20 protein-coding genes are annotated in these 21,797 nt (G+C 68.3%); 14 read left to right on the forward strand and 6 right to left on the reverse strand.

Features of this window, described 5'->3' with window-relative positions; all coding sequences use genetic code 11:
• Positions 1-110 precede the first annotated feature (110 nt).
• The 10 genes from pqqA to M8R19_RS29735 all read left to right on the forward strand — a co-directional run bounded on the left by pqqA (position 111) and on the right by M8R19_RS29735 (position 11,061).
• The gene (pqqA, locus tag M8R19_RS29690; RefSeq protein ID WP_003106462.1) at positions 111-182 is read left to right on the forward strand and encodes a pyrroloquinoline quinone precursor peptide PqqA; all 72 of its coding nucleotides are present in this window, start codon (positions 111-113) and stop codon (positions 180-182) included.
• A 47-nt stretch (positions 183-229) separates the two neighbouring features.
• On the forward strand, positions 230-1,144 hold the full coding sequence (gene pqqB / locus M8R19_RS29695) for a pyrroloquinoline quinone biosynthesis protein PqqB (RefSeq protein ID WP_061561999.1): 915 nt from the start codon (positions 230-232) through the stop codon (positions 1,142-1,144).
• A 12-nt stretch (positions 1,145-1,156) separates the two neighbouring features.
• Positions 1,157-1,903: a pyrroloquinoline-quinone synthase PqqC gene (pqqC, locus tag M8R19_RS29700; RefSeq protein WP_249919732.1), complete on the forward strand. Its 747-nt coding sequence runs from the start codon at positions 1,157-1,159 to the stop codon at positions 1,901-1,903.
• Positions 1,903-2,181 (forward strand): pyrroloquinoline quinone biosynthesis peptide chaperone PqqD, encoded by a 279-nt coding sequence (gene pqqD / locus M8R19_RS29705; RefSeq protein WP_009622916.1) that lies wholly within the window; start codon positions 1,903-1,905, stop codon positions 2,179-2,181. Before pqqC ends, pqqD begins: the two co-directional genes overlap by 1 nt.
• Entirely contained in the window at positions 2,153-3,298 is a 1,146-nt protein-coding gene (pqqE, locus tag M8R19_RS29710; protein WP_249919733.1) for a pyrroloquinoline quinone biosynthesis protein PqqE, read from the forward strand. The genes pqqD and pqqE overlap by 29 nt, the downstream gene beginning before the upstream one ends.
• Before the next feature lie 2 nt (positions 3,299-3,300).
• Positions 3,301-5,133, forward strand: a complete 1,833-nt coding sequence (locus M8R19_RS29715) for an alpha/beta hydrolase family protein (protein ID WP_249919734.1) — start codon at positions 3,301-3,303, stop codon at positions 5,131-5,133.
• An 81-nt stretch (positions 5,134-5,214) separates the two neighbouring features.
• A complete protein-coding gene (ercA, locus tag M8R19_RS29720; protein WP_009622910.1) occupies positions 5,215-6,378 on the forward strand; it encodes an alcohol dehydrogenase-like regulatory protein ErcA in 1,164 nt (387 codons plus the stop codon).
• Positions 6,362-8,059, forward strand: a complete 1,698-nt coding sequence (locus tag M8R19_RS29725; RefSeq protein WP_249919735.1) for a PAS domain-containing hybrid sensor histidine kinase/response regulator — start codon at positions 6,362-6,364, stop codon at positions 8,057-8,059. The genes ercA and M8R19_RS29725 overlap by 17 nt, the downstream gene beginning before the upstream one ends.
• Positions 8,060-8,159: 100 nt before the next feature.
• Entirely contained in the window at positions 8,160-9,674 is a 1,515-nt protein-coding gene (locus M8R19_RS29730; RefSeq protein ID WP_249919736.1) for a sensor domain-containing diguanylate cyclase, read from the forward strand.
• Positions 9,675-9,888: 214 nt separating this feature from the next.
• On the forward strand, positions 9,889-11,061 hold the full coding sequence (locus M8R19_RS29735; RefSeq protein WP_249919737.1) for an IS4 family transposase: 1,173 nt from the start codon (positions 9,889-9,891) through the stop codon (positions 11,059-11,061).
• Positions 11,062-11,744: 683 nt separating this feature from the next.
• On the opposite strand, the gene M8R19_RS29740 is transcribed toward M8R19_RS29735, so the two are convergent.
• Both M8R19_RS29740 and M8R19_RS29745 read right to left on the reverse strand, forming a co-directional pair.
• Positions 11,745-12,221: an SRPBCC family protein gene (locus tag M8R19_RS29740; RefSeq protein ID WP_249919738.1), complete on the reverse strand. Its 477-nt coding sequence runs from the start codon at positions 12,219-12,221 to the stop codon at positions 11,745-11,747.
• Between the two features lie 4 nt (positions 12,222-12,225).
• Positions 12,226-12,996: an SDR family oxidoreductase gene (locus tag M8R19_RS29745; RefSeq protein WP_249919739.1), complete on the reverse strand. Its 771-nt coding sequence runs from the start codon at positions 12,994-12,996 to the stop codon at positions 12,226-12,228.
• Positions 12,997-13,286: 290 nt separating this feature from the next.
• On the opposite strand from M8R19_RS29745, the gene M8R19_RS29750 reads away from it, so the two are divergent.
• Genes M8R19_RS29750 through dmpG form a run of 4 tightly spaced genes read left to right on the forward strand, consistent with a single transcriptional unit; the run spans position 13,287 to position 16,863 of the window.
• Complete coding sequence (locus tag M8R19_RS29750; RefSeq protein WP_074983944.1) at positions 13,287-14,111, forward strand: alpha/beta fold hydrolase; 825 nt, start codon at positions 13,287-13,289, stop codon at positions 14,109-14,111.
• Positions 14,108-14,899: a fumarylacetoacetate hydrolase family protein gene (locus M8R19_RS29755; RefSeq protein ID WP_074983941.1), complete on the forward strand. Its 792-nt coding sequence runs from the start codon at positions 14,108-14,110 to the stop codon at positions 14,897-14,899. The genes M8R19_RS29750 and M8R19_RS29755 overlap by 4 nt, the downstream gene beginning before the upstream one ends.
• 9 nt (positions 14,900-14,908) lie before the next feature.
• Complete coding sequence (locus tag M8R19_RS29760; protein WP_074983938.1) at positions 14,909-15,817, forward strand: acetaldehyde dehydrogenase (acetylating); 909 nt, start codon at positions 14,909-14,911, stop codon at positions 15,815-15,817.
• An 11-nt stretch (positions 15,818-15,828) separates the two neighbouring features.
• Positions 15,829-16,863 (forward strand): 4-hydroxy-2-oxovalerate aldolase, encoded by a 1,035-nt coding sequence (gene dmpG, locus M8R19_RS29765; protein ID WP_074983936.1) that lies wholly within the window; start codon positions 15,829-15,831, stop codon positions 16,861-16,863.
• A 62-nt stretch (positions 16,864-16,925) separates the two neighbouring features.
• On the opposite strand, the gene M8R19_RS29770 is transcribed toward dmpG, so the two are convergent.
• The 4 genes from M8R19_RS29770 to M8R19_RS29785 all read right to left on the reverse strand — a co-directional run bounded on the left by M8R19_RS29770 (position 16,926) and on the right by M8R19_RS29785 (position 21,786).
• The gene (locus M8R19_RS29770) at positions 16,926-18,206 is read right to left on the reverse strand and encodes an OprD family porin (RefSeq protein ID WP_116423914.1); all 1,281 of its coding nucleotides are present in this window, start codon (positions 18,204-18,206) and stop codon (positions 16,926-16,928) included.
• A 1,194-nt stretch (positions 18,207-19,400) separates the two neighbouring features.
• Positions 19,401-20,600, reverse strand: coding sequence for an MFS transporter (locus tag M8R19_RS29775; protein WP_083426838.1), 1,200 nt, complete (start codon positions 20,598-20,600; stop codon positions 19,401-19,403).
• A 269-nt stretch (positions 20,601-20,869) separates the two neighbouring features.
• The gene (locus M8R19_RS29780) at positions 20,870-21,427 is read right to left on the reverse strand and encodes a putative glycolipid-binding domain-containing protein (RefSeq protein WP_249919740.1); all 558 of its coding nucleotides are present in this window, start codon (positions 21,425-21,427) and stop codon (positions 20,870-20,872) included.
• Complete coding sequence (locus tag M8R19_RS29785) at positions 21,424-21,786, reverse strand: MmcQ/YjbR family DNA-binding protein (RefSeq protein ID WP_074983928.1); 363 nt, start codon at positions 21,784-21,786, stop codon at positions 21,424-21,426. The genes M8R19_RS29780 and M8R19_RS29785 overlap by 4 nt, the downstream gene beginning before the upstream one ends.
• Positions 21,787-21,797: the final 11 nt, after the last annotated feature.

The raw sequence follows: 21,797 nt of genomic DNA on the forward strand, positions 1-21,797 counted from the left end.
CCCTACCAAATCAGGGGGAAAACTCCTTCGAAAGTATCATTCGGAGGGCTCCCCCCTGGTGTTTAACTCGACCTGCCGGAATCGCCGGCCAACAAGAAGAGGACAGACCCATGTGGACCAAGCCTAGCTTCACCGACCTGCGCCTTGGCTTCGAAGTGACCCTGTACTTCGCCAACCGCTGATCCACCCGGCCCCGGTCTTCCGGGGCCCCTGCCCACGGGGCACTGTCATGCACATCCGTATTCTCGGTTCGGCCGCCGGTGGCGGCTTCCCGCAGTGGAACTGCAATTGCCGCAACTGCCACGGCGTGCGCAGCGGCCAGGTGCTGGCGCAGCCGCGCACCCAGTCGTCCATCGCCCTGTCCGACGACGGCGAGCGCTGGATTCTCTGCAACGCCTCGCCCGACATCCGCGCCCAGCTCGCCGCCTTCCCGGCCCTGCAGCCGGCGCGCAAGGTGCGCGACACGGCCATCGCCGGCATCCTCCTGCTGGACAGCCAGATCGACCACTGCACCGGCCTGCTCAGCCTGCGCGAGGGCTGCCCGCACGACGTCTGGTGCACGCAGATGGTCCACCAGGACCTGACCAGCGGCTTCCCGCTGTTCAACATGCTGCAGCACTGGAACGGCGGCCTGCGCCACCACCCGATCGAGCTGGACGGCGCGCCCTTCACCGTGCCCGCCTGCCCGAACCTGCGCTTCACCGCCATCCCGTTGCGCAGCGCCGCGCCGCCGTATTCGCCGCACCGCCACGACCCGCACCCGGGCGACAACATCGGCCTGTTCGTCGAGGACCTGGGCAGCGGCGGCAAGCTGTTCTACGCCCCCGGCCTGGGCCAGGTGGACGAGGCGCTGCTGGGCTGGATGCGCCGCGCCGACTGCCTGCTGGTGGACGGCACCCTGTGGCGCGACGACGAGATGCGCCGCTGCGAAGTGGGCGACAAGCTCGGCAGCGAGATGGGCCACCTGGCCCAGAGCGGCCCCGGCGGCATGCTCGAGGTGCTGGACGGCGTGCCCGGGCCGCGCAAGGTGCTCATCCACATCAACAACACCAATCCCATCCTCGACCCGGCCTCGCCCGAACGCGCCGAACTGGACGCCCGCGGCGTCGAAGTGGCCTGGGACGGCATGGCCATCCACCTGTAGAGGGAGCGCGCGATGAACGCCGCCATGAGCCCCGCCGAATTCGAGCAGGCGCTGCGCGCCAAGGGCGCCTGCTATCACATCCACCACCCGTTCCACGTGGCCATGTACGAGGGCCGCTGCACCCGCGAGCAAATCCAGGGCTGGGTGGCCAACCGCTTCTACTACCAGCTGAACATCCCGCTGAAGGACGCCGCCATCCTCGCCAACTGCCCGGACCGCGACACCCGCCGCGAGTGGGTGCAGCGCATCCTCGACCACGACGGCCGCCCCGGCGAACCCGGCGGCATCGAGGCCTGGCTGCGCCTGGCCGAGGCGGTGGGCCTGGACCGCGAGCAGGTGCTGTCGCAGGAACTGGTGCTGCCCGGCGTGCGCTTCGCCGTGGACGCCTACGTCAACTTCGCCCGCCGCGCCAGCTGGCAGGAAGCGGCCAGCAGCTCGCTGACCGAGCTGTTCGCCCCGCAGATCCACCAGTCGCGGCTGGACGCCTGGCCGCAGCACTACCCCTGGATAGACACGGCCGGCTACGACTACTTCCGCAGCCGCCTGTCCCAGGCCCGCCGCGACGTGGAGCACGGCCTGCGCATCACCCTGGAGCACTACCGCACCCGCGAGGCCCAGGCGCGCATGCTGGATATCCTGCAGTTCAAGCTCGACGTGCTCTGGAGCATGCTCGACGCCATGAGCATGGCCTACGAGCTGGGCCGCCCGCCGTACCACACGGTGACCCGCGAGCGTATCTGGCACAGGGGGCTGCTGTGATGAGCCTGCCCGCGCTGGACAGCGTGCCGCGCATCCGCCGCGGCTTCCGCCTGCAATTCGAACCGGCCCAGGGCTGCCACGTGCTGCTCTACCCGGAGGGCATGGTCAAGCTCAACGACAGCGCCGGGGAAATCCTCCAGCGCATCGATGGCCAGCGCGACGTGGCGGCCATCATCGCCGAGCTGAGCAAGAGCTTCCCCGGCGTGCCGGGCATCGACGAAGACATCCTGGCGTTCCTCGAGGTGGCCCATGCGCAATTCTGGATCGAGCTGCACTGAAGGCGCCGGCCCGCCGCTGTGGCTGTTGGCCGAGCTGACCTACCGTTGCCCTTTGCAGTGCCCGTACTGCTCCAACCCGCTGGACTTCGCCAAGCAGGGCGGTGAGCTGAGCACCGCCGAGTGGATCGAGGTGTTCCGCCAGGCCCGCGAGCTGGGCGCCGCGCAGCTGGGCTTTTCCGGCGGCGAGCCGCTGCTGCGCCAGGACCTCGCCGAGCTGATCGGCGCGGCCCGCGGGCTGGGCTTCTACACCAACCTGATCACCTCCGGCATCGGCCTGAGCGAGGCGCGCCTGGCGCAGTTCGCCGAAGCCGGGCTGGACCACATCCAGATCAGCTTCCAGGCCGCCGACGAGGAGGTGAACAACCTGCTCGCCGGCTCGCGCAAGGCCTTCGCCCAGAAGCTGGCCATGGCCCGCGCGGTGAAGGCCCACGGCTACCCGATGGTGCTCAACTTCGTCACCCACCGGCACAACATCGACAACATCGGGCGGATCATCGAGCTGTGCATAGAGCTTGAGGCCGACTTCGTCGAACTCGCCACCTGCCAGTTCTACGGCTGGGCCGAGCTCAACCGCGCCGGCCTGCTGCCGACCCGCGCGCAACTGCAGCGCGCCGAGCGCATCACCAACGAATACCGCGAACGCCTGGCCGCCGAAGGCAACCCCTGCAAGCTGATCTTCGTCACCCCGGACTACTACGAGGAACGCCCCAAGGCCTGCATGGGCGGCTGGGCCAGCGTGTTCCTCGACGTCACCCCCGACGGCACCGCGCTGCCGTGCCATAGCGCGCGGCAACTGCCGGTGCAGTTCCCCAACGTGCGCGAGCACAGCCTCAAACACATCTGGTACGAATCCTTCGGCTTCAACCGCTACCGCGGCGACGCCTGGATGCCCGAGCCGTGCCGCTCCTGTTCGGAGAAGGAGCGCGACCACGGCGGCTGCCGCTGCCAGGCCTACATGCTCACCGGCGACGCCGACGCCACCGACCCGGTGTGCGCCAAGTCGGCCCACCACGGGAAGATTCTCGACGCCCGGCGCCAGGCCGAGGAAGCGCCGCTGGGCCTGGACCAGCTGACCTGGCGCAACCAGCGCGCCTCGCAACTGATCTGCAAGGCCTGAGGGTGCGCAGCCTGGCCCATGGCGACTGGCCCAGCGCCTGGAGCGCCGAGCGCGCGGTGGCGGCGGGGCGCGACTTCGCCGAACTGCACGCGGCCCACGGCGGGCTGCTGTGGCTGGAGTTCGAGCCGCGCAGCGCGCGCTGCCGCCTGTACCTGTGGCGCGACGGCGCGCTGCAGGAACTGACGCCGCCCGGCGCCTCGGCGCGCAGCCGCGTCTACGAATACGGCGGCGGCGCCTGCTGCGCCACGGCCGAGGGCGTGGCCTGGGTGGAGGAGGGCGACCAGCAGGTGCGCTGGCTGCGCTTCGGCGAGGCGCCCCGGCAGTTGACCGCGCGCCCGCAGTGCCGCTATGGCGACCTGCACTACGTGCCGGCCTGGAACGCGCTGCTGGCGGTGGAGGAAAGCCGCGAGGGCGATGCCGTGATCCACCGCATCGTGCGCCTGGATGCCGATGGCGCGCGCCAGGTCATCGCCGAGGGCGCGGACTTCTACGCCGCGCCGACAGCCAGCCCCGACGCGGCGCGCATCGCCTGGGTGGAATGGGACCGCCCGCAACAGCCCTGGACCGCCACGCGCCTGTGCCTGCTGCGGGATGGTGTGCAGCGCTGCCTGGCGGGCGAGGGCGGCGAAGAATCCATCCAGCAACCGCGCTTCGACGACCAGGGCCGCCTGCACTGGCTCAGCGACCGCAGCGGCTGGTGGCGCCCCGAGGCCGAGGACGGGCAGGCCGGAGCCTTCGCCGTCGCCGACCACGCCCCGGCGCCCTGGCAACTGGGTGGACGCAGCTACCTGTCGCTGGCCAATGGCGAGATGCTGCTGAGCCGCTTCGAGGAAGGCCGCGGCCTGCTCGTCCTGCGCACCACCGATGGCAGTGAACGGCGCCTGGCCCCGGCCTTCTCGCGCTTCCGCGCCCTGGCCGCCGACGCCGGGCACTGCTACTGCATCGCCGCCGCCGAGGACCGCCTGCCGGCGCTGCTGGCCATCGGCCGCGAGGATGACCATGTGCAAGTAATCGCCGGCGGCGAACATCCGCTGGACGAGGCCGAGCTGTCGCGCCCGCAACCCTTCGGCTACCCGGTGGCCGGCAACGAGCGCGGCCACGGCTTCTTCTACCCGCCGCGCAACGCCCAGTGCCGCGGTCCGGCGGGACGGCGGCCGCCGCTGGTGGTGTTCCTGCATGGCGGGCCCACTTCGGCCTGCTACCCGGCGTTCGACGCGCGCATCCAGTTCTGGACCCAGCGCGGCTTCGCCGTGGCCGACCTCAACTACCGCGGCAGCGCCAACTTCGGCCGCGCCTACCGCGAACGGCTGCGCGGCGAATGGGGCAGGGCGGAGGTGCAGGACATCTGGGCGGCGGTGGTGAAACTGGCCGCCGACGGGCTGATCGACCGCCAGCGGGTGTTCGTCCGCGGCGCCAGCGCCGGCGGCTACAGCGCGCTCTGCGCCCTGGCCTTCGTCGGCGGCTTCCGCGGCGGCGCCAGCCTCTACGGCGTCAGCGACCCGCTGGCGCTGGGGCGGGTGACGCACAAGTTCGAGGCCGACTACCTCGACTGGCTGATCGGCGACCCGCAACGCGACGCCCGCCGCTATCGGGCGCGCACGCCGCTGCTGCACGCCGCGCGCATCCAGGCGCCGGTGATCTTCTTCCAGGGCGGGCTGGACGCCGTGGTGGTGCCCGAGCAGACCCAGGCCATGGTCGCCAGCCTGCGCCAGCGCGGCCTGGCCGTGGAATGCCACCTGTACCCCGGCGAGCGCCACGGCTTCCGACAGGCGGCCAACCTGGCCCACGCGCTGGATGCCGAGTGGCGCTTCTACCGCGCGCTGCTGGGCGGCTGACGGCCGGGCCAAGGTCGCATTGCAATCAGCGCAGGATGCAGTAGGCTCGCGGAAACATTTCATAACAAGAACAAGCACCCCATGAGCCACGACCTCAGCCTGCTGCGTAAATTCGTCTCGCCAGAGATCATCTTCGGTGCCGGTTGCCGGCACACCGTCGCCAACTACGCCAAGACCTTCGGCGCCCGCAAGGTGCTGCTGGTGTCCGACCCCGGCGTGCTCGCCGCCGGCTGGGTGGCCGACGTGCAGGCCAGCCTGGCCGGGCAGGGCATCGAGCACTGCCTGTACACCGACGTCTCGCCCAACCCGCGCGTCGAAGAAGTGATGCGCGGCGCCGACATCTACCGCAGCGAGGGCTGCAACGTGATAGTCGCGGTCGGCGGCGGCAGCCCCATGGACTGTGCCAAGGGCATCGGCATCGTCGCCGCCCACGGCCGCAACATCCTCGAGTTCGAAGGCGTCGACAAGCTGCGCGTGCCCAGCCCGCCGCTGATCCTCATCCCCACCACCGCCGGCACCTCGGCCGACGTCTCGCAGTTCGTCATCATCTCCAACCAGGACGAGCGCATGAAGTTCTCTGTGGTGAGCAAGGCGGTGGTGCCCGACGTGTCGCTGATCGACCCGGAAACCACCCTGAGCATGGATGGCTTCCTCTCCGCCTGCACCGGCATCGACGCCCTGGTCCACGCCATCGAGGCCTTCGTCTCCACCGGCCACGGCCCGCTCACCGACAGCCACGCGCTGGAGGCCATGCGCCTGATCGACGGCAACCTGGTGCAGATGATCGCCAACCCCAACGACATCGCCCTGCGCGAGAAAATCATGCTCGGCAGCATGCAGGCCGGGCTGGCCTTCTCCAATGCCATCCTCGGCGCGGTGCACGCCATGTCCCACAGCCTCGGCGGCTACCTCGACCTGCCCCACGGGCTGTGCAACGCGGTGCTGGTGGAGCACGTGGTGGCCTTCAACTACAACGCCGCGCCCGAGCGCTTCAAGGTCATCGCCGAGACCTTCGGCATCGACTGCCGCGGCCTTACCCACGCGCAGATCCGCCAGCGCCTGGTCGAGCACCTGATCGCCCTCAAGCGCGCCGTGGGCTTCCACGAGACCCTCGGCCCGCACGGCGTGGGCATCTCCGACATCCCCTTCCTGTCGCGCCACGCCATGCAGGACCCGTGCATCCTCACCAACCCCCGCGAATCCAGCCAGCGCGACGTCGAGGTGGTCTATGGCGAGGCCCTCTGAGCCGCAGCAGGACGCCCTGGCGGCGCTGCTCGGCCTGGGCAGCCACTCCACGCGCAAGAGCCACTACCCCGAGCTGCTGGCGCGCCTGGAGGAACTGGAAACCGAGCGCAACCGCTACAAGTGGCTGTTCGAGCACGCCGTGCACGGCATCTTCCAGGCCAGCCTCAGCGACGGCCTGCGCGCGGCCAACCCGGCCCTGGCGCGGATGCTCGGCTACGCCGACCCGCAGCAGGTGTTGTGGAACCTGCAGGACATGGCCACGCAACTGTTCGCCGGCGGCGAGGCGGAGATGCGCCGCATCCGCGACCTGCTGCGCGAGCAGGGCGGGCTGTTCGGCTACGAGACGCGCCTGCTGCGCAAGGACGGCAGCCACGTCGATGTGCTCATGAACCTGCTGCTCAAGCCCGACGAAGAGGGCCTGGTGGAAGGCTTCGTCGCCGACATCACCGAGCGCATCCTGGCCCAGCAGCGCCTGCAGACCCTCAACGAGGAACTGGAGCAGCGCGTCACCGAACGCACCGGCGAGCTGGAAGCGCTGAACCAGCAGCTGCGCGAGGCGCGCGACGCCGCCGAGGCGGCCAACCACAGCAAGGACAAGTACCTGGCGGCGGCCAGCCACGACCTGCTGCAGCCGCTCAACGCCGCGCGCCTGCTGGTGGCCACCCTGCGCGAGCGGAAGCTGCCGGGCGCCGAGCAGCAATTGGTGGAACGCACCCACCAGGCCCTGGAAGGCGCCGAGAACCTGCTCACCGACCTGCTGGAAATCGCCCGCCTGGACCAGAGCGCGATCCGCCCGGACCTGGACGTCCACGGCCTGGACGAACTGCTCGGCCCGCTGGCCTCGGAGTTCGAAAGCGTGGCGCTGTCGTCCGGCCTGCAATGGCGCGTGCGCATCCCCAATCTCTCGGTGCGCACCGATGCGCGCCTGCTGTCGCGCATCCTGCGCAACTTCCTCAGCAACGCCTGCCGCTACACCGGGCGCGGTGGCGTATTGCTGGCCGCGCGACGGCGCGGCGCCAGCGTGCGCCTGGAGGTGTGGGACACCGGCCGCGGCATCCCGGCGGACCAGTTGCAGGCGATCTTCCTCGAATTCAACCAGCTCGATACCGGCCGCGCCGCCGAGCGCCAGGGCGTGGGCCTGGGCCTGGCCATCGTCGACCGCATCGCCGGGCTGCTCGGCTGCGCGGTGCAGGTGCGCTCGGTGCCCGGGCGCGGCTCGCTGTTCGCCCTCGAAGTGCCCCTGGCCGAGGCGCTGCCGCCGCGCGCCGGCGGCGATGCCACGCCGCGCCCGAGCACCGGCGACCCGCTGCCGGGCCGGCGCCTGCTGGTGGTGGACAACGAAACCTCGATCCTCTTCAGCATGGCCGCGCTGCTCGGCCAGTGGGGCTGCGAGGTGCTCACCGCCACCGACCGCGACGCCGCCCTGGCGCTGCTCGGCTCGCAGCCGCCGGAGGCGATACTGGCCGACTACCACCTGGACCACGGCGCCACCGGCTGCGAGCTGGTGCGCGACCTGCGCCGCCACTACGGCCGCGAGATCCCCGCGGTGATGATCAGCGCCGACCGCAGCGACGAATGCCGCCGCGCCCTGCAGCGCCTGGGCATCCCGCAGCTGAACAAGCCGGTGAAGCCGGGCAAGCTGCGCGCGGTGCTCAGCGCGCTGCTCGATACGCCGGCCTGACCGGCCGGTCATGGGCGGATTCGCCCATGCGGGCTAGAATACCCGGGTGCGCGGGCCATGCCGTCCGCTACGGATTACCCCGTGTCGAGCCCGTGATGTCGTGAAGCGTGATACCCGCGTAGCCTCCCTGCTGCTGTTCATGATCTGCGTCTCCCTGGCCCTGCTGACCGCCTGGCAGACCTGGTCGTCGCGCGAGCGCACCCTGCGCGACGTCAACACCGACATGCTCAACCTCACCCAGGCGCTGGACTCCTACGCCGAGGGCGTGGTGCGCCAGTGCGAGGTGCTGCTGCTGGACCTGACCGACCGCGTCGAGAGCGACGGCCTGGGCCCTGCGCAACTGGCGCGCCTGCAGGGGCTGCTGGAGCGCCAGCAGAAGGTGCTCAGCCAGGTGGTCGGCATCTCGCTGTTCGACGCGCACGGCCGCTGGTTGCTGGTCTCCCACGGCAGCATCCCGCCGGGGGCGAACAGCGCGGACCGCGCCTTCTTCATCCACCACCGCGACAACCCCTCGCGGGACATCTTCATCGGCCCGCCGATCCGCAGCCGCTCCAGCGGCCTGTGGGTGATCACCGTCAGCCGCCGCCTCGACCACCCCGACGGCAGCTTCGCCGGCGTGGTGGCCACCACCCTCGGCATCGAGAACTTCCTCAGCCTGTTCGGCCGCCTGGACATCGGCCAGCACGGCGCCATGAGCCTGACCCAGGGCAACGGCCAGCTGCTGGTGCGCTACCCCTTCCGCGAGGCCGACCTGGGCCGCGACCTGTCGGGCTCGCCGCTGTTCACCGACTACCTGCGCCACGCCGACTCCGGCAGCGCCAGCAGCACTTCGCGCTTCGACGGCGTGGAGCGCATCTACGTGTTCCGCCGCAACGACCACTACCCGCTGGTGACCACCGTGGCGCTGAGCAAGGCGGAGGCCCTGCAGGACTGGCGCAAGCAGGCCCAGCTCAACGCCGGCATCGTCCTGGTGCTGCTGGCGGTGCTCGGCCTGACCGGCCAGCGCCTGCTCATCGACATCCGCCAGCGCACCCGCACCAGCCGCCAGCTCGCCGCCGCCCGCGAGGAGTTGCTGCGGGCCAACGACCAGCTACGGGTGCTCGCCGCCCAGGACGCGCTGACCGGGCTGGCCAACCGCCGCAGCTTCGACGAAACCCTGGCCACCGAGGCGCGGCGCTGTGCCCGCGAGGGGGCGCCGTTGTCGCTGTTGCTGGTCGATATCGATCACTTCAAGCGTTACAACGATAGCTATGGGCACCAGGCTGGCGATGACTGTCTGCAGGTGGTGGCGGGGTTGCTAGCCGCCTGCGTGCGGCGCCCGGGGGATCTGGTGGCGCGCTATGGCGGTGAGGAGTTGGCGGTGATTCTGCCCAGCACTGACAGCGCTGGCGCCGAGGCGGTGGCTCGGGCCTTCCTGCAGCGCTTGGCGGGTGAGCGGCTGGCGCACCGTGAGAGCCCCTTCGGTGTGGTTACTGCCAGTGTCGGCTTGGCCACTGCACCGGCTACGGTGGCGGGGGGGCAGGAGTGGCAATTGGTGAATGCTGCTGATCGGGCTCTGTATCGTGCGAAGGCTGGTGGGCGTAATCGCCTGGAAGTGGAGCGCCTGGAGGGGTGAGAGTGGTGTTGGTGTGATGTTGTTTACTTAGGAAGAGATGGGGGTATGGCTTGGCTTGCGGACTTTGGCCCCTTGCACCCAACCTCCCCCCGTCATTCCCGCGAACGCGCACTACTGTCCGGAATATTTATTGGGGAAAGTCTGGAGGGCTTGCGGGGGCTGAAGGCACGGGTTAAACCGTTGAGCGCCAACTCAACCTCACAGCCCCCGCAAGATGTTCAGGATAAGCCGTTTTCACGATGTTCTAAAAGCGCTGCCTCGCGGCGTCTTCGATCGACTGGTCGCCGAGCATGGCGCCGACAAGCACAGCAAGCGCTTTGGCAGCTGGGATCACCTGGTGGCCATGGTGTATGCCCAACTGGCCGGCGTGAGCAGCCTGCGTGCGCTTGAAACCAGCTTCAACAGCCACCCCCATCAGCACTATCACCTGGGTACGGGCCCGATCCGACGTTCCACCCTGGCCGACGCCAACGAACGCCGTAATACCGAGGTCTTCGCCCAGGCAGCGCACTACCTGATGGCGGGCGTCTGCCGGCAGTTACGCCGTGACGGGAAGGAACTGCTGTACCTGCTGGACTCCACCACGATCACCCTCAAGGGCCCTGGCTTCGACGAATGGACGTTGTCCAATCGAACCCGCTCCCAGGGGCTGAAAGTCCATGTGCTGTATGCCGAGCAGGCGGCTGCGCCCGTGCACTGCAGCTTCAGCGCAGCCAACGTCAACGACGTTGATGAAGGCAGGAGGCTGAACATCGAACCGCAGGCCACCTACGTGTTTGACAAGGGTTATTACGACTTCAACTGGTGGGCGAGCCTGGATGCCCAGAAGGCCCGCTTCGTCACACGATTCAAGTCCAATGTGCAGCTCAAGGTCCTGGCTCAGCGCGAGATCCCCCAGCAAGACCGGGAAACGATCCTGCGAGACGAAGAGGTGAGTTTCTCCAACCGCAACCCAGGTGGCCGGCGGCGTAATCACTACACCCAGCCCCTGCGGCGGATCCTGGTGAACCGCCCAGGCGATGAGCCGCCTCTGAGCCTGGCGACCAACGACCTGAGCAGCCCGGCGGCAGAAATCGCCGAGCGCTATCGAGATCGCTGGCGGATCGAGCTGTTTTTCAAATGGATCAAGCAACACCTGAAGGTCAGGCGCTTCCTGGGCCGTAGCGAGAATGCCGTGCGCCTCCAGATTCTCTGTGCGCTGATCAGCTATTTGCTGCTGAGTCTTTACCAACGCAGAACGGGAACGCAGCAGAGCCTGTGGATGTTGATGGTGGAGGTGCAGGCGACGTTGTTTCAGCGCCCTGGTCTAGAGGCCGAACGTTACCGACGACGACAGGAGCGAATGCGCGAAATCAACCTGCGTCAGGGGCAGCTGTTAATAGCATGAGGCGTGCCGGACAGCAGTGCGCGAACGCGGGAACCCAGAGACGTCTTGTTTGGGTGTGTTTGCGCCGCTCCGAGTGCTCGGATGTCTCTTGTTTCGCCCCCTCGGGCGAGTCCCTTTTGTCAAACGGTGGAAGGCCACCCCCGCAAAAAGGAACCAAAAAGGCTTGCCCCAACATACGGGCCCGATGGAGCCGGGCTACCCTCACGAACTCCCCCGCCACGGAGGCCCGCCCCGAGGGTACGTCCCTGTAGCCCGCGGGGCTCTCGCGACATCCATGTCGCATGACCTCCTGAGCGCGGGTTTCGTTCGGCCTTCTGAAGGGGCGTTTCGGAGTGCGCGGATGTTTCTCTGGAAGTCCCAAGAGCAAACGCGCTTTTGCTTTTGCTTTTGCTTTTCGTAGGAGCGAGCTTGCTCGCGAACCTGGCCGTCACTGGGTTATTCCCCTTCGGGCCAGCGCAAGCGCTGTTCGCGATGGAGCCGCGTCCCGCGTTCGCGGGAATGACGAGGTGGGGGGCAGGCGTTTCAGGATGACTCAGGATTCTCCCTTCGCTCAGGACAGCCCCCTCTCCCTTCAGGGCGGGGCGCGCAGCCGAGGGCTGGGGAGAGGGCGCTCTTCTGCAGAGCCTCAACCCCTCCCCAACCTCGACCCCCTCGGAAATCCGAATCGCGGGCAAAGTCCACTCCTACGACGCACTTGCGAAATCCGGATTCTGCGTCTCCCCGGTCTCGTAGAAAACCTTCAGGTTCACCGCGATCTTCGCCACCGTCCTGCGCAGCGCGCCGGCCAGCAGCCATTCGCCCAGTCTTCCGCCGCGCAGTTCGCCGTCCAGGCTCAGACTCAGGCGGGTGCGGCCTTCGCCTTCGGGGTGCAGGGCATAGCGGAAACTCGCCTGGCGGAAAGGGAAGGGCGGCCCCTGTTCGGCGCGATGCAGGCGCAGCACCAGGCCCTGGCTTTCGTCCCACTGCGCCACGCTTTCGTCGAGGTAGCCGCGCTTCATGAACACCCGGCGGCTGGCTCCCAGGCCCGCGCGCGGGCCGGGGTGGAATTCGCAGCCGGTCAGGCCGGGCACGTAGTGCGGCGCCAGGCTCAGGTCGCGCAGGCGCGCCCAGGCGGCTTGCGGGGTGAGGTCGAGGATGAGTTCGTGGCGGGCGCTGAGCATGGCTTCACCCCTGGGCCGCGTCGAGGAAGGCGGGGCGCTCGCCGCCGCCGTGCAGGGCCAGTTCCGCGCCGCTGACGTAGGCCGCCAGCGGTGAGGCCAGGTACAGGCAGGCGTCGCCGATGTCGCCCGGCTCGGCCAGGCGCCCCAGCGGCACGGTGGCGGCCACGCGCTGCAGGCCGGCCTCGTCGCCGTAGTGCAGGTGGCTTTGCTCGGTGCGGATCAGCCCGCCGATCACCGCGTTGATGCGCACCTTCGGCGCCCATTCCACCGCCAGCGAACGGCCCAGGTTGAGCAGCCCGGCCTTGGCCGCGCCGTAGGCCGCGGTGCCGGGGGAGGGGCGGGTGGCGCTGACGCTGCAGATGTTGATGATCGAGCCGCCGTTGGCCTGCTTCTGCATGCGCTGGTTGGCCAACTGGCAGAGGTTCAGCGGCGCCAGCAGGTTGAGGCGGACGATGGCTTCGGAGAAGCGCGGCGAGGCGTCGGCGGCCTGCGCGTAAGGCGCGCCGCCGGCATTGTTGATCAGCACGTCGAGGCGCCCGTAGCGCTCGTCGATGGCTTCCATCAGCGCCTCCAGCTGGGCGAAGTCGCGTACGTCGCAGGGCACGAACCAGGCTTCGCGGCCCGCGTGGCTCGGCAGCTGCGCGGGGGCCTCGCGGCCGCAGATCACCACCTCGGCGCCGTGTTCCAGGAAGCGCTGGCTGATGCCGCGGCCGACGCCCTTGGCGCCGCCGGTGACCAGGACCACCTGGCCGCTGAAGTCCAATGCTTGAGTCATGTGTCGTCCTCTTTCGCGAAAGGCTTCCAGGCTAGGCGGGGTGCTGGTGGGTGCCCACGTCCGAAGGGACTAGGAATCCCGGTTTCGGCCACGGCGTTGACGGTAAACGAGGTGTATCGGCGTACAACCGCGAACGGTTGTACGCCCTACGCCGAGGGTGAGCCGGTTGACCATGCGCACACCTCGCACGGCGTCGATCCAGGCGCAAACCCCAATAGTCCTCTCGGACGATGCCACCCCCGCCCCCCGCCGAAATAATCCCGCCACATCCCCACCCCAGGAGCCACGCCATGGCCTTGCCGCAAGGGCACTTCGTCACCCTCAACGACGGACTCCGGTTGCACTACCTGGACAGCGGCAGCGGCGATGCCGTGCTGTTCATCCACGGCAGCGGCCCCGGGGCCAGCGGCCACAGCAACTTCAAGCAGAACTACCCGGACTTCGCCGGCGCCGGCCACCGCGCGCTGGTGCCGGACCTGCCCGGCTACGGCGCCAGCGACAAGCCCGAGACCGACTACACCCTGGACTTCTTCGTCGAGGCCATGTTCGGCCTGCTCGACGCCCTCGACGTGCAGCGCTGCACCCTGGTGGGCAACTCCCTGGGCGGCGCCATCGCCATCAAGATGGCCCTCGACCAGCCGCAGCGCATCGCGCGCCTGGTGCTGATGGCGCCCGGCGGGCTGATGGAGAAGGAGCAGTACTACCTGCAGATGGAAGGCATCCAGAAGATGGGCGCGGCCTTCGCCAATGGCGAGCTGAACGATGCCGGGGGCATGCGCCGCCTGCTGTCGCTGCAGCTCCACGATGCTTCGCTGATCAGCGACGAGACGGTCGATGAACGCGTCGCCGTGGTGCAGGAGCAGCCGCGCTGCGTGCTCACCCGCATGCAGGTGCCGAACCTGTCCGCGCGGCTGGCCGAGCTGGCCTGCCCGATCCTCGGCTTCTGGGGCATGAACGACAGGTTCTGCCCGGCCAGCGGCGCGCAGACGCTGATGCAGAGCTGCCGCAACATCCGCTTCATCCTGCTCAGCGAATGCGGGCACTGGGTGATGGTGGAGCACCGCGCGCTGTTCAACCGCGAGGTCCTGGCCTTCCTGGCGGAGGCCAAGGCATGAGCGAGGCCCTGCAACGCCAGCACGCTGACGAGCTTTACGCTGCGTTGGTTGAAGGCCGCACGATAACGCCGCTCACCGAGCGCTGGGCGCAGATCGGCATCGACGACGCCTACCGCATCTCCCAGCGCATCCTGCAGCGGCGCCTGGCCGACGGCGACGAGCTGGTGGGCAAGAAGATCGGCGTCACCTCCGCGGCCGTGCAGCGCATGCTGAACGTGCACCAGCCGGACTTCGGCTTCATCACCCGGCGGATGTGGTTCGCCGATGGCGCCGATATCTCGCTGGCGGAGAACCGCCTGATCCAGCCGCGCGCCGAAGGCGAGATCGCCTTCCGCCTCAAGCGCGACCTCAAAGGCCCCGGCGTCACCGAGGCCGATGTGCTGGAAGCCACCGAGTGCGTGATGGCCTGCTTCGAGATCGTCGACTCGCGCATCCACGACTGGCGCATCCGCATCCAGGACACCGTCGCCGACAACGCCTCCTGCGGGGTGTTCGTGCTCGGCGCGGTGGAGCGCGACCCGCGCGAGCTGGACCTGCCCAACCTGCGCATGCGCGTGCGCAAGAACGGCCAGCAGATCAGCGAGGGCCTGGGCTCGGCGGTACAGGGCAACCCGCTCACCGCGGTGGCCTGGCTGGCCAACACCCTGGGCGCCTTCGGCATTCCCTTCAAGGCCGGCGAGATCATCCTCTCCGGCTCCCTGGTGCCGCTGGAACCGGCGCGCGCCGGCGACCGCTTCGAACTGGACATCGACGGCCTGGGCGGCGCCCGGGTGTCCTTCCGTGCATAGGAGCTCCCCATGAGCAAGAAACTCCGGGCCGCGATCATCGGCCCCGGCAACATCGGCACCGACCTGCTGATGAAAATGCGCCGTTCCGACTGGATCGAACCGGTGTGGATGGTCGGCGTCGACCCCGAGTCCGACGGCCTCAAGCGTGCCCGCGACTTCGGCCTGAAGACCACCGCCGAGGGCGTCGACGGCCTGCTGCCGCACGTGCTGGACGACGACATCCGTATCGCCTTCGACGCCACCTCGGCCTACGTCCACGCCGAGAACAGCCGCAAGCTCAACGCCCTGGGCGTGATCATGGTCGACCTCACCCCGGCGGCCATCGGGCCCTTTTGCGTGCCGCCGGTGAACCTCGCCGAGCACGCCGGCAACCTGGCGATGAACGTCAACATGGTGACCTGCGGCGGCCAGGCGACCATCCCCATGGTCGCCGCGGTATCGCGGGTGCAGGCGGTGGACTACGCGGAGATTGTCGCGACGGTTTCCTCGCGCTCGGTGGGCCCGGGCACGCGCAAGAACATCGACGAGTTCACCCGCACCACCGCCGGCGCCATCGAGCAGGTCGGTGGGGCGAAGCAGGGCAAGGCGATCATCGTCATCAACCCGGCCGAGCCGCCGCTGATGATGCGCGACACCATCCACTGCCTGACCGCCGGCGAGCCGGACCAGGCGGCCATTCGCGAGTCGGTGCACGCGATGATCCGCGAAGTGCAGCGCTACGTGCCGGGCTACAAGCTGATCAACGGCCCGGTGTTCGACGGCAACCGCGTCTCGGTGTACCTGGAGGTGGAGGGCCTGGGCGACTACCTGCCGAAGTCCGCCGGCAACCTCGACATCATGACCGCCGCCGGCCTGCGCACCGCCGAGATGTTCGCCGAAGAAGCCCACAAGGGCGCCCTGCAACTGCCGGCGCGCTGAGGAGAGAGAACATGAACCTGCAAGGTAAGAAGGTCCGCCTGCACGACATGAGCCTGCGCGACGGCATGCACGCCAAGCGCCACCAGATCAGCCTGGAGCAGATGGTCAGCGTGGCCACCGGGCTGGATGCGGCCGGCGTGCCGCTGATCGAGATCACCCACGGCGACGGCCTGGGCGGCGCCTCGGTGAACTACGGCTTTCCGGCGCACAGCGACCGCGAGTACTTCGAGGCGGTGATTCCCAAGCTCAAGCAGGCCAAGGTCTCGGCGCTGCTGCTGCCGGGCATCGGCACCGTCGAGCACCTGAAGATGGCCCATGGCTGCGGCGTTTCCACCATCCGCGTGGCCACCCACTGCACCGAGGCCGACGTCTCCGAGCAGCACATCGGCATGGCCCGCGAGATGGGCCTGGACACCGTGGGCTTCCTGATGATGGCGCACATGGTCAGCGCCGAGCAGTTGCTGGCGCAGGCGAAGCTGATGGAGAGCTTCGGCGCCAACTGCATCTACTGCACCGACTCGGCCGGCTACATGCTGCCCGACGAGGTGAGCGCGAAGATCGGCCTGCTGCGCGCCGAGCTGAAGCCGCACACGGAGGTGGGCTTCCACGGCCACCACAACCTGGGCATGGCCATCGCCAACTCCCTGGCCGCCATCGAGGCCGGCGCCGCACGCATCGACGGCTCGGTGGCGGGGCTGGGCGCCGGCGCCGGCAACACGCCGCTGGAAGTCTTCGTCGCGGTGCTCAAGCGCATGGGCGTGGATTGCGGCGTGGACCTGTACGGCATCATGGACGTCGCCGAGGATCGGGTGGTGCCGATGATGGATCAGCCCATCCGCCTCGACCGCGATGCCCTGACCCTGGGCTACGCCGGGGTGTACAGCTCCTTCCTGCTGTTCGCCAAGCGCGCCGAGGCGCGCTACGGGGTATCGGCCCGCGAGCTGCTGGTGGAGCTGGGCCGGCGCGGTACCGTCGGCGGGCAGGAGGACATGATCGAGGACCTGGCGCTGACCCTTTCAGGTCAGCGTTCCGCGCTGCCGACCTAAAAGAAAACGCCCCGTGGCGCGAGCCACGGGGCGTTTTCATTCACGCGTAGCGAGCAGGTCGATCAGAACACGCTGAACGGGTACTCGACGAAGATGCGCACTTCGTTGCCGTCGTCGTTGTACTCGCGGGCGTCGTTGGAAACGCGTACCCAGGAGCCGCGCAGCTTGACCGACAGGTCCTTGGCCGGGCCGCTCTGTACGACGTACTTGGCCTGGTTGAAGATCTCGCGCTCGTGGCCGTTGTTGGTCTGCGAGGTCTTGATGTTGTCGCCGTAGACGTAGGCGACGGTGTAGCTCAGGCCCGGGATGCCGTACTCAGCGAAGTTGATGCTGTAGTTGGCCTGCCAGGAACGCTCGTCCTCGGCGTTGAAGTCCGACCAGTAGGAGTTGGCCAGCCAGATGGTGGTGCCGCCGTCGCCCAGGCCGCCGGCGTTCTGGTACCAGCCGTAGTTGTAGCCGGTGTCGCCGGTGTTGCGCTGGTGGGCGATCATGAACGAGTGGGCGCCGATGGCGTAGGTGGCCGCCAGGCTCCAGATGGTGTTGTCGCGGTCGCCGCCGAAGTTCAGGTTGGCGAAGTCCTTGTTCAGCTTGGTCTTGTAGCCGTTGAAGTCGAAGGTCAGCGACTGCGCATCCTGCATCGGGATGACGTAGTTCAGGTTCATGTACTGCTTGCGTGCCACGTCCTTGTTGTCCGAGGCGTACAGCGAGCCGCTGAAGTTGTCGGTGAACTTGTAGCTGCCGCCGTACACGTCGATGCGCTTCAGGCCGCCGCTGTCACGCCCTTCGGCGCTCTTGCGGGCTTCTTCGGTGAAGCTGCCGACGTTCAGCTCCAGGCCCTCGATCTCCTTGGAGGTGATCAGGGTGCCGGTGTAGCTCTCCGGCAGCAGGCGCGAGTTGTCGTAGCTCAGCACCGGCAGGCTGGGCATCTGGTCACCGTACTTGATCACGGTGTTGGAGATGCGCGCCTTGACCGCGCCACCGGCGCGAGACAGGTCGTTGGCTGCTTCGCCGCTGTCGCCGCGCTTGAAGAAGTCGATGCCGCCGGCACCGCTCTTGCCTTTGCCGCCATCCAGGCGCAGGGCGTACAGGCCGAAGGCGTCGACGCCGAAGCCGACGGTGCCCTGGGTGAAGCCGGAGGAGAAGGTGGCGGTGGCCGACTGGCCCCACTCGGCTTTGTCCGGCGCGCCGTGCTTGTAGTCACGGTTCATGTAGGCGTTGCGGAAGAACAGGTCCAGGTGGCTGTCCTCGACGAAGCCCTTGGCGCCGGACTGGTCATCGGCCATGGCCTGGGTGCTGGCAGCGAGGATCCCCAATGCAAGCAAACTGAACGCTTTGTTAGTCATTTTGTTATTTCCTGCAGTCTGTTTATTCGCAGCCCCCGAGCGTGGGAAAAAGCCTGCCGTCCCGGATGCTCCAATCCAGGTCTGGCAACGCGTGGGTGCTGGCGTTTCTTGGATGTCTCGAGGCCCCTCACAGGCCCCGATGGCGCGGGATGATAGCAGAACGTGGATAAAATCCAGGAATTTCGATGGCAGGTTGCGAAAATCGCCTTTCGGGTGGTGAGGCTGGGTGCTTGAGAAGGACTGCCGTTTCTTTCCGTGGGGGAGCGGTATTTTCGTGTGGGGTGGGGCTATGGCTTCGCTTGCGGACTTTGGCCCCTTGCACCCAACCTCACCCCGTCATTCCCGCGAACGCGGGACGCGGCTCCATCGCGAACAGCGCTTGCGCTGGCCCGAAGGGGAATAACCCAGAGACTTCTTGTTTGGGTGTACCGCGCCGCTCCGAGTGCTCGGATATCTCTTGTTTCGCCCCCTCGGGCGAGTCACTTCTTTCAAACGCCAAAGAAGTAACCAAGAAGGCTTGCCCCAACATACGGGCCCGATGGAGCCGGGCTACCCTCACGAACTCCCCCGCCACGGAGGCCCGCCCCGAGGGTACGTCCCTGTAGCCCGCGGGGCTCTCGCGACATCCATGTCGCATGACCTCCTGAGCGCCGGTTTCGCTCGGCCTTCTGAAGGGGCGTTTCGGAGTGCGCGGATGTTTCTCTGGAAGTCCAAAAGCAAAAGCCAGAGCAGGGCTGCTTTTGCTCTTCGTAGGAGCGAGCTTGCTCGCGAACCCCGCAGTCACTGGATTCCCGCGTTCGCAGGAATGACGAGGTGGGGGGCAGGTGTTTCAGGATGACTCAGGACTCTCCCCCCACTCAGGACAGCCCCCTCTCCCGCTTGCGGGAGAGGGCTGGGGAGAGGGCGCTCTTTGCAGAGCCCCAACCCCTGCCGCAACCCCGTCGGAAATCCGTAGGGCGCATAACGCCTACGGCGTTATCCGCCGAATCGCGGACAGAGTCCGCTCCTACGGTTCCAGGGAAGCACGGGCGTAGGAGCGGACTCCGTCCGCGATTGGATTCACCGGCCACGCCGGACGCTCCAGTGGCACGAACAGCCCCTCTCCCTCCGGAAGAGGGCCGGGGTGAGGGCGCGAACCCAGCATTGCGCACCTTCCCCAAACCAAAGAATCACTTAACTGAACAACACCACCGCTCAGCCCGAGCCCATTTCACGATTACGCCTTTGCAACCACAGGCTCAGACCCAGGCCGAGAAGCGCAGCGACGCAGGCAAAGGGGAAGATCGAACGGAAGCCCCAGGCAGTGGCGATGGCGCCGGCCACCGGCCCGGTGATGCCTAGGGATACGTCGATGAACAGCGAGTAGGCGCCCAGCGCCGCGCCACGGCTGGAGGCCGGCACCAGGCGCACCGCCTCCACGCCCAGGGCGGGGAACACCAGGGAGAAGCCGAAGCCGGTCAGCGCCGCGCCGGCCATGGCCGACCAGGGCCCCGGGGCCAGCCACAGCAGGAGCAGGCCGAGGCTTTCCACCAGCAGGCAGCCGATGGCCACGGCGAAGCCGCCGTGGCGGTTGATGGCGTTGGCGAACAGCAGACGCGCACCGATGAAGCAGGCGCCGAAGGCGCTCAGGCAGTACACCGCGCCGCCCCAGCCGCGGCTGGCGTAGTACAGGGTGATGAAGGTGGCGATGCAGCCGAAGCCGATGCCGCCCAGGGCCAGCCCGGTGCCATGGGGCGCCACGCGGCCGAGCACGTGGTGGAAGGGCAGGCGCTCGCCGTGGACGATGGCCGCGGCGCGCTTTGGCCAGGCCAGGGCGAAGCCGACGGCGGCCAGCAGCATCACCACCGCGCCCATGCTCCACAGTCCCAGGCCCTGCACCAGGAGGACGCCGAAGGGTGCGCCCACGGCCAGCGCGCCGTAGCTGGCGATGCCGTTCCAGGAGATCACCTTGGCGGTGTGCAGCGAGCCGACGCGGTCGATGCCCCAGCTGATGGCGCCGGTGCCCACCAGGCTCTCGGCGGTGCCGAGGATCATCCGGCCGAGCAGCAGGCAGCCCAGGCTCAGCGCCGGCATGCCCTGCAGCCACACCGAAAGCAGCATCAGCAGGCCGCTGCCGGCGCAGCCGAGCATGCCGTAGAGCACCGCGCGCTTGGGCCCGAGGTTGTCGATCACCTTGCCGGCGTAGGGCCGGGTGAGCAGGGTGGCCAGGTACTGCACGCTGATCACCAACCCGGCCAGCACCGAGCCGAAGCCCAGGTCGCCATGCACGTAGCCCGGCAGCACGGCCAGGGGAATGCCGATGGTCAGGTAGGCGAGAAAGGTGAACAGCACCACCGACACCACCTCGAGCGTGATGGCGGCGTTGGAACGGGACATGGCGGTATCGGCGGACATGGACACGAACAGCGGGGCGGAGAGGGGAGAAGCATGATGAACCGCCGTCGGCTTGTAGGAAAGCTAGCTAACGAACTACCTGAGGGGTTTGCACGAAGCCGGGTGTATCGGCGTACAACCGCGAACGGTTGTACGCCCTACGTTACGGGTGGGTTTTGCGTAGGGCGGATAACCGTTCGCGGTTATCCGCCGTTTGACCGTGATCCCCGGCGCGCCCCGGATTCGAGCACGAAGCGCCTGTTCGGGGGCGCTCCGCGTTTACCGGGGAATCAGACGCGCCGGAACAACGTCGGATAATCCAGCACCAGCCCCTGCCCATCCACCTCCAGCAACGCCTGAAAGTCCGTACCCTCCAGGTTGCGGTACAGGTAATGGCTGGCATCCTGCCGCGTATAACCCTGGCGCATCTTCCTCGGCTGCAACCTTGGAGCCTCCACGTAGACCACCTCCAGCGCTGCCGACTGGCCATCGCCCAGACCCAGGCGGCGGATCGGGAAGGTGTTGGTGAAGGGGCTGGGCCAGATGTCGATGTCCAGGCAGCCGCCCAGTTCCGCCAGCGCAGTGCCGTCACCCAGCGTCCAGCGGCCCTGGCCGTCGGCCAGCAGCGCCAGGTGGCGTTGCAGGTGTTCGCCCTCCACCAGCAGCTCGGCCTCGCGCAGGCGCCAGTCGGCGTCCCATTCCAGGCGGTATTCCAGTTGGTAGGGCGGCTGGCCGTCGGCGGCGGCCACGCGCAACTGGCTGTCGGCGCGACCGTCCTGCAGGTGCAGGCGCTCCCAACTGGCCGGCGGGGCCTGCCACAGGCCTTCCCAGGTGAGCTGGCGGTTCATGCCGGGTCCAGCAGCAGGCCCAGGCGCAGGCGCTTGGGCAGGCGGGCGACCACCAACTGGTGCGAGCGGGTGAGGGCCTCGCGCAACTCGTCGGCGCCCATGGGGTAGGGGCGCTGCATGCTGATCCAGTGGGCGCGGGCCAGGTAGGGCGCGGGGCGGATGCCGGGGCGGTCGACGAAGCCGAGGAAGAGTTCCGGGCCGACCTTGAAGGCCAGGCCGCCGCGGCCCTCGTCGAGGAAGTCGAGGATGGCGAACATCTTGTTGCCGGCCACCGAGAACACCCGGTTGCTGCCCCACTTGAGGTCTTCGCGGGCGCCGGGCAGTTGCAGGCAGAAGCGGGCGATCTGGTCGGGCGTCATGGGTTCTCCGG

This window comes from Pseudomonas sp. R3.Fl (assembly GCF_023516765.1).
GTDB classification, from domain to species: domain Bacteria; phylum Pseudomonadota; class Gammaproteobacteria; order Pseudomonadales; family Pseudomonadaceae; genus Pseudomonas; species Pseudomonas citronellolis.

Excerpts from the sequence above, each read along its gene's own strand:
- M8R19_RS29750 (WP_074983944.1), top strand. The coding sequence starts at position 13,287 with ATGGCCTTGCCGCAAGGGCACTTCGTCACCCTCAACGACGGACTCCGG.
- dmpG (WP_074983936.1), top strand. The coding sequence starts at position 15,829 with ATGAACCTGCAAGGTAAGAAGGTCCGCCTGCACGACATGAGCCTGCGC.
- M8R19_RS29785 (WP_074983928.1), bottom strand. The coding sequence starts at position 21,786 with ATGACGCCCGACCAGATCGCCCGCTTCTGCCTGCAACTGCCCGGCGCC.
- M8R19_RS29770 (WP_116423914.1), bottom strand. The coding sequence starts at position 18,206 with ATGACTAACAAAGCGTTCAGTTTGCTTGCATTGGGGATCCTCGCTGCC.
- M8R19_RS29735 (WP_249919737.1), top strand. The coding sequence starts at position 9,889 with ATGTTCAGGATAAGCCGTTTTCACGATGTTCTAAAAGCGCTGCCTCGC.
- M8R19_RS29740 (WP_249919738.1), bottom strand. The coding sequence starts at position 12,221 with ATGCTCAGCGCCCGCCACGAACTCATCCTCGACCTCACCCCGCAAGCC.
- M8R19_RS29745 (WP_249919739.1), bottom strand. The coding sequence starts at position 12,996 with ATGACTCAAGCATTGGACTTCAGCGGCCAGGTGGTCCTGGTCACCGGC.
- pqqC (WP_249919732.1), top strand. The coding sequence starts at position 1,157 with ATGAACGCCGCCATGAGCCCCGCCGAATTCGAGCAGGCGCTGCGCGCC.
- M8R19_RS29760 (WP_074983938.1), top strand. The coding sequence starts at position 14,909 with ATGAGCAAGAAACTCCGGGCCGCGATCATCGGCCCCGGCAACATCGGC.
- pqqD (WP_009622916.1), top strand. The coding sequence starts at position 1,903 with ATGAGCCTGCCCGCGCTGGACAGCGTGCCGCGCATCCGCCGCGGCTTC.
- pqqE (WP_249919733.1), top strand. The coding sequence starts at position 2,153 with ATGCGCAATTCTGGATCGAGCTGCACTGAAGGCGCCGGCCCGCCGCTG.
- M8R19_RS29775 (WP_083426838.1), bottom strand. The coding sequence starts at position 20,600 with ATGTCCGCCGATACCGCCATGTCCCGTTCCAACGCCGCCATCACGCTC.
- ercA (WP_009622910.1), top strand. The coding sequence starts at position 5,215 with ATGAGCCACGACCTCAGCCTGCTGCGTAAATTCGTCTCGCCAGAGATC.
- pqqB (WP_061561999.1), top strand. The coding sequence starts at position 230 with ATGCACATCCGTATTCTCGGTTCGGCCGCCGGTGGCGGCTTCCCGCAG.
- M8R19_RS29725 (WP_249919735.1), top strand. The coding sequence starts at position 6,362 with ATGGCGAGGCCCTCTGAGCCGCAGCAGGACGCCCTGGCGGCGCTGCTC.
- M8R19_RS29755 (WP_074983941.1), top strand. The coding sequence starts at position 14,108 with ATGAGCGAGGCCCTGCAACGCCAGCACGCTGACGAGCTTTACGCTGCG.
- M8R19_RS29780 (WP_249919740.1), bottom strand. The coding sequence starts at position 21,427 with ATGAACCGCCAGCTCACCTGGGAAGGCCTGTGGCAGGCCCCGCCGGCC.